Source organism: Methylobacterium variabile, assembly GCF_001043975.1.
GTDB classification, from domain to species: Bacteria; Pseudomonadota; Alphaproteobacteria; order Rhizobiales; family Beijerinckiaceae; genus Methylobacterium; species Methylobacterium variabile.
This window is the reverse complement of sequence record NZ_LABY01000268.1, coordinates 1-5,174: the sequence shown is the minus strand read 5'-3', so window position 1 is coordinate 5,174 and position 5,174 is coordinate 1. Positions and strand designations below refer to the sequence as shown.

The 5,174-nt window shown below is 71.5% G+C and carries 4 protein-coding genes and 1 pseudogene; 3 read left to right on the top strand and 2 right to left on the bottom strand.

What is annotated here, in order from left to right:
• A pseudogene (locus tag VQ02_RS30435) lies at positions 1-397 on the bottom strand (transposase); the annotation flags it as partial.
• Positions 398-991: 594 nt separating this feature from the next.
• Here VQ02_RS30435 and VQ02_RS30430 point away from each other — a divergent pair.
• Entirely contained in the window at positions 992-1,246 is a 255-nt protein-coding gene (locus VQ02_RS30430) for a hypothetical protein (RefSeq protein WP_048447998.1), read from the top strand.
• A gap of 200 nt (positions 1,247-1,446) precedes the next feature.
• Here the strand turns inward: VQ02_RS30430 and VQ02_RS30425 are convergent, their stop codons facing one another.
• Positions 1,447-3,081: an AMP-binding protein gene (locus VQ02_RS30425; RefSeq protein ID WP_048447997.1), complete on the bottom strand. Its 1,635-nt coding sequence runs from the start codon at positions 3,079-3,081 to the stop codon at positions 1,447-1,449.
• 123 nt (positions 3,082-3,204) lie between these two features.
• Here VQ02_RS30425 and VQ02_RS30420 point away from each other — a divergent pair, with 123 nt between their 5' ends.
• Both VQ02_RS30420 and VQ02_RS30415 read left to right on the top strand, forming a co-directional pair.
• The gene (locus VQ02_RS30420; RefSeq protein ID WP_048447996.1) at positions 3,205-4,428 is read left to right on the top strand and encodes an acetyl-CoA C-acetyltransferase; all 1,224 of its coding nucleotides are present in this window, start codon (positions 3,205-3,207) and stop codon (positions 4,426-4,428) included.
• A partial coding sequence (locus VQ02_RS30415) for an enoyl-CoA hydratase-related protein (RefSeq protein WP_048447995.1) occupies positions 4,428-5,174 on the top strand: 747 nt, incomplete at its 3' end. The genes VQ02_RS30420 and VQ02_RS30415, both read left to right, overlap by 1 nt.

Below are 5,174 nucleotides of genomic sequence, written 5' to 3'. Positions count from 1 at the left end.
TACAGTCCGAGCACGCGGCACATGAGACGCACCGGCGAGGTGGTCGCATGCTGCTCGATGAAGGCGAACGTCACTTGGGCATCTCCGCGAAGATGCCGATCGCTTTTTTTAGCACGTCGCGCTCCATGCGCGTCCGGTCGAGTTCGCGGCGCAGGCGGGCGATCTCAGCTGCCTGATCGGACGGCGAGGCAACCGGGCTCGTAGGAGCGAGGCCCGGCAAGCCTGCGGGTCGCTTTGGCGGGGAGCCGTCCATCAGCACGGTTCGCCACTGGCGCAGCATGGAGGGCTGGATCCCGAGTTCCGCGGCGACCTGCATCTGCGACCGGCCGCTGCTCTCGAGCAGGGCGACCGCCTCGCGTTTGAACTCGGGGGTGAATTCGCGTCGTGTCTTTGCCATCAAACACCTTCCCCGCCCGTAACGAGCATAGCAGAGGTGTCCGCGAAACCGAGGGAGGATCAGCATGCCGGTCCTATGGGATGAAGGACAGACGTCGCGGGCTCTTCTAGACTCGGGCACGATCAACCCTGCGAGACGATGGCCGCGATCGGAAGGGCTCCGATCGGAGGAGACGACCTCCATGATGCTGACGATCGGCTCCTTCACCGTCACGGCCCGACCGGACGGCGCGGCGGTCCAGTTTTCCGTCGCTGAATCGTTGCTGCTGCCCCGGTTCAAGCAGAGCTTCCCGAGGGCTCGCTTCCGCGCCGCAACGAGATCGTGGCACGTCCCGGGCGTGCTCGCCGTCAGCCGGGTGACCCGGTTCGCGGAGGCTGTCGCGCAGGAGCAACACAAGGCGCAGGCCAGGATCGAGCGGATCCTGCGCGATGCCGAATTCGACGGGCACCCAGTCTCCCTCGACATCCCCGGCCTCGAAGGTCGCGCGTACCTCGCCGCGCTTGCCCACAACGGCCGGAAGCTCTCGACGCGCCACATCCTCGCGCGCGCGAGGGACGGCCATGTGAGGGTCGGCTTTGCCTACAACGAGGAGGCGTGGCTCTCGTCCGCACGTTCCCGGGCGCTCGCTTCCTGCCGGATCTCAGGGCCTGGTCCGTGCCCTTCGCCAGCGTCCGGGCCCTGCACGGCGTGGTCGACCGGATGGAGGCATTCCTCGCGAGGGCGGCCGCGGCCGCGCAGACGCGCCGGGCCAGCCGGATCCTGATGCTGCTCGCCCTCCGGCCGATCGCCGGAGCGCTGGTGGCGCCCCGCCGGGACCAGGCGACCGCGGCGCGCATCGCGGTTATGTGACGGTGCCTGCAAGCGCTGCAGCGCGTTGCCGACCCCTGCGCCGATGTTTAGCGGGCCAATGGCTGGAGTGGCATCACAGGCGGTTTCGGCGCTGGAGGCATAGATACCGGCTGGATTTGCCCAAGATCGGAGGCTTGCCGGATTGGGCGTCTTGCCGGATTGGATTGAGATGCGCGGGATCGTCGGTCGGTTGCACAAGCTCAACGATCCCGCATCACCCCGGCCTCCACCTGGGCCCTGAAGCTCAGGGCCCGCCAATCGACTTTGTTCGACGGCCCGATGGGCAGGCACTCGGCGAAGGCGACGCGACGCGGCACCTTGTAGGCGGCGAGGTGCGTGCGGCAGAACGCGACGATTCCCTCCGGATCCGCAGCGGCGCCGTCCTTGAGCACAAGGTAGGCCTGCACGGTCTCGCCCCGGTACGGATCGGGCGCGCCCACCACGCAGGCCAGCCGCACGGCGGGGTGGCGGTGCAGCACCTCCTCGACCTCGCTCGGCCAGACCTTGAAGCCGCTGGCGTTAATCATGCGCTTCAGCCGGTCGACGACGTAGAAGTAGCCGTCCGCGTCGCGCCGCCCGAGATCGCCGGTCCGCAAGAGCCGGCGCCCCGCCAGGGTGGCGAAGCCCTCGGCGTCAGCGCGCGGGTTCGAGAAGTAGCGGGCGATGACCTGTGGACCCGCCACCATGATCTCGCCGACCTCACCGTCCGCGCAAGGGAGGAGCGTGTCGGGATCGACGATCAGCGCCGTGGTGCCGTCGATCGGCACGCCGATGCTGCCGGCCCGCGGCCGGTCGAGCGGGTTGAGATGGGTCGGCGACATGGTCTCGCTCAGGCCGTAGCCTTCGACGTAGGTGAGGCCGAACCGCGTCGCGAGCTCGGCTGCCACCGCTCCCGGCATCGCAGAGCCGCCTCCGGTGATCACCCGCAGCCGGGCGAAGGCCGCCGGATCGAAATCCGGCCGGGCGAGCAGGTCGATGACCATGGTCGGCGGCGCATTCCAGAACGTCACCCCGGCCCAGGCGAACAGCCGTAGGGCCGCCGCCGCGTCCCAGCGCGTCATGACGAGCAGGGCCGCGCCGGCCACCAGCCCGGCATGCATCGAGCCCTGCATTCCGGCAACGTGGAACAGAGGCTGCACCGCCGTGACCACGCTGTCGCCGTCGAGACGATACCAGCGCGCCTGGGTCTCGGCGGTGTGGACCACCGCCGCGTGCTCGTGCGGGCAGCCCTTCGGGCGGCCGGTGCTGCCGGAGGTGTACGGCATCACCCCGCCCTCACGGGCGTCGTGCTGGCCGCCACTCCGCGATCCCTCCCCGGCGATTGCCGCCGCGAAGGCGGTGATCCGTGCCTCGGCCGGGACCGCCGCGGGCTCGGCCAGGACCGGCGGCAGCGGTCCCAGGGGCCGGGCCGGGAGCGCGTCGGCGTAGACGGCGGCGATCAGCGGCAGGTGCGCCGGGAAGCGGCCGATCAACTCGGCCCCGACGATCGCCAGGCGGGCGCCGCTGTCCTCCAGGATCGCCGCCATTTCGGCTTCCCGGTACATCGGATTGAGCGGCACCACCACTGCCCCTGCCGCCAGCACCCCCTGGAACGCGACGATGAGGTGGGGGCTGTTCTGCAGCGCGATCGCGACCCGGTCGCCCGGCCGGATCCCCGCGGCCGTCGCCAAGTGTCGGGCGAGGGCGGCGGCGCGCCGCCAAGTCTCGGCGTAGGACAGGACCGCACCGTAGAACAGCAGGGCCGGCGCCTCGCCCCGCGTCGCCGCGTGGTGGCGCAGATAATGCTCCATCCGCGCGAAGCGGGCGGCGGGCGGTGGCTCCACGGACTCGGTCATCGGGCGCTCCGGCGGCGGGCGGCCCCTGACCACCCACGGCAATCTATCGTATTTCGGAATAAATTTGCAAATAGTAGAAATCCATGGCACAGACCGGCCTTCCCGCCGCCGGAGGAAGCCCGGATGCCGCCCGTTGCCGATGCCTTGCTGTGCGAGGCGATCCGCACTCCGCGCGGCCGAGGCCGCACCGGGGGCGCCCTCGCGACAATCAAGCCCGCGCGGCTCCTCGCCGACTTGATGCAGGCGCTGCACCGGCGCACCGGCCTCGATCCAGCGGCGATCGAGGACATCGTCATCGGCTGCGTCTCGCCGGTCGGCGAGCAGGGCGGGCCGATCGGACGAACCGCCGCCCTGCTCAATGGCCGGGACTCCGCTCCGCCCAGCCTGCAGATCGACCGGTTCTGCGCCTCGGGCCTGGAGGCGATCCACCTTGCCGCTCAGAAGGTACGCTCCGGCTGGGAGGAGGTCGTCCTGGCCGGCGGCGTCGAATCGATGTCGCGGGTGCCGATGTTCTCCAATGGCGGCGCCTGGCAGTTCGATCCCGGAACCTCGGCGGCGCTCGACTACGTGCCGCAGGGAATCAGCGCCGACCTGATCGCGACCCTCGGCGGCTTCTCCCGCGCCGACCTCGACCGCTATGCAGCCCGCTCCCACCGCCTGGCGGCGCAGGCTTGGGACGAGGGACGCTTCACACGCTCCGTCGTGCCGGTGAGTGATGAGTTTGGGGTGGTTCTGCTCGCACGCGACGAGGCGATCCGGGCCAGCACGACGCCCGAATCCCTCGCCACCCTCGCGCCGGTCTTCGCCGAGGCGGGCCGGAGCGGCTTCGATGCCGTCGCCCTGCGCCGGTACGGCGACCGCGCCGCCGCGATCGAGCACGAGCACACTGCCGGCAATTCCTCGGCCATCGTCGACGGGGCAGCCCTCGCCTTGGTGGCGAGTCCGCGCGCCGCGGCGGCCTACGGCCTGACGCCGCGGGCCCGCATCGTCTCCGTCGCCACGATCTCCTGCGAGCCGACGATCATGCTGACCGGGCCGGCACTCGCGGCCCGCAAGGCGCTCGCCCTCGCGAGCCTCCCCCTCGGGGCGATCGGCCTGTTCGAGGTCAACGAGGCCTTCGCATCGGTCGTGCTCCACTTCCTGGCCGAGACCGGGGTGGATCCGGACCGGGTCAACGTCAACGGCGGCGCCATCGCCATGGGCCATCCCCTCGGCGCCACTGGCGCCATGCTGGTCGGGACGCTGGTCGACGAGATGGACCGGCGTGGCGAGCGCTACGGTCTCGCGACGCTCTGCATCGGCGCCGGCATGGCCTCCGCCGCCATCCTCGAACGGATCGCGGCGTGATGCGCTACCTGCATTCCCATCGGCGACCCGACGGCCTCCTCGTCGTGACACTGGACGATCCCGAGAGCCGCGCCAACCGCACGAGCGCGCTGTTCAAGGCCGAGCTGGACGCGGTCCTCACCGGGATCGAGTCTGCCGACCCGGCCGAGCGCCCGCGCGGCGTCATCCTTGCCTCGGCCAAGGCCGGTTTCGGGGTCGGCGGCGACCTCGGCGAGATTGCGTCCCTCGCCCGCACCGGCCCGGCAGCGAGCCTCGCGGACGCGCAGCGCATCAAGGCGCTGTTTCGCCGGATCGAGACTGCCGGCATCCCGTTCGCGGCCTGCCTGGCCGGGTTAGCGGCTGGAGGTGCGTTCGAGCTCGCCCTCGCCTGCCACGCCCGCTTCTGCCTCGACGACCCGGCGATCCGCCTCGGACTGCCGGAGGTCACGCTCGGCCTCGTACCGGGGGCCGGCGGTCTCCTGCGCCTCGTCCACATGATCGGGCTCGATGCGGCGCTCGATCCCGTCCTCGGCGGCAGGCTGATGCCTCCCCGGGAGGCGCTCGCCCTCGGCCTCCTCGACGGCCTCGTCCCGGACCCGGAGGCGCTGGTGGCGGCCGCGGCGGCCTTCCTCCTCGCCCATCCGGATCCCCGCCGGCCCTGGGACCGCCGGGGCCACGCGGTGCCGGGCGGAGGCGCCTACGCCGAACCGCGCCGCGCCTTGCGCCTCCAGGCCGAGACCGCGCGGCTCGCCGCCGCCGGGCGCGAC

Coding starts and splice junctions, on each gene's coding strand:
- VQ02_RS30425 (WP_048447997.1), bottom strand. CDS start 3,081: ATGACCGAGTCCGTGGAGCCACCGCCCGCCGCCCGCTTCGCGCGGATG.
- VQ02_RS30420 (WP_048447996.1), top strand. CDS start 3,205: ATGCCGCCCGTTGCCGATGCCTTGCTGTGCGAGGCGATCCGCACTCCG.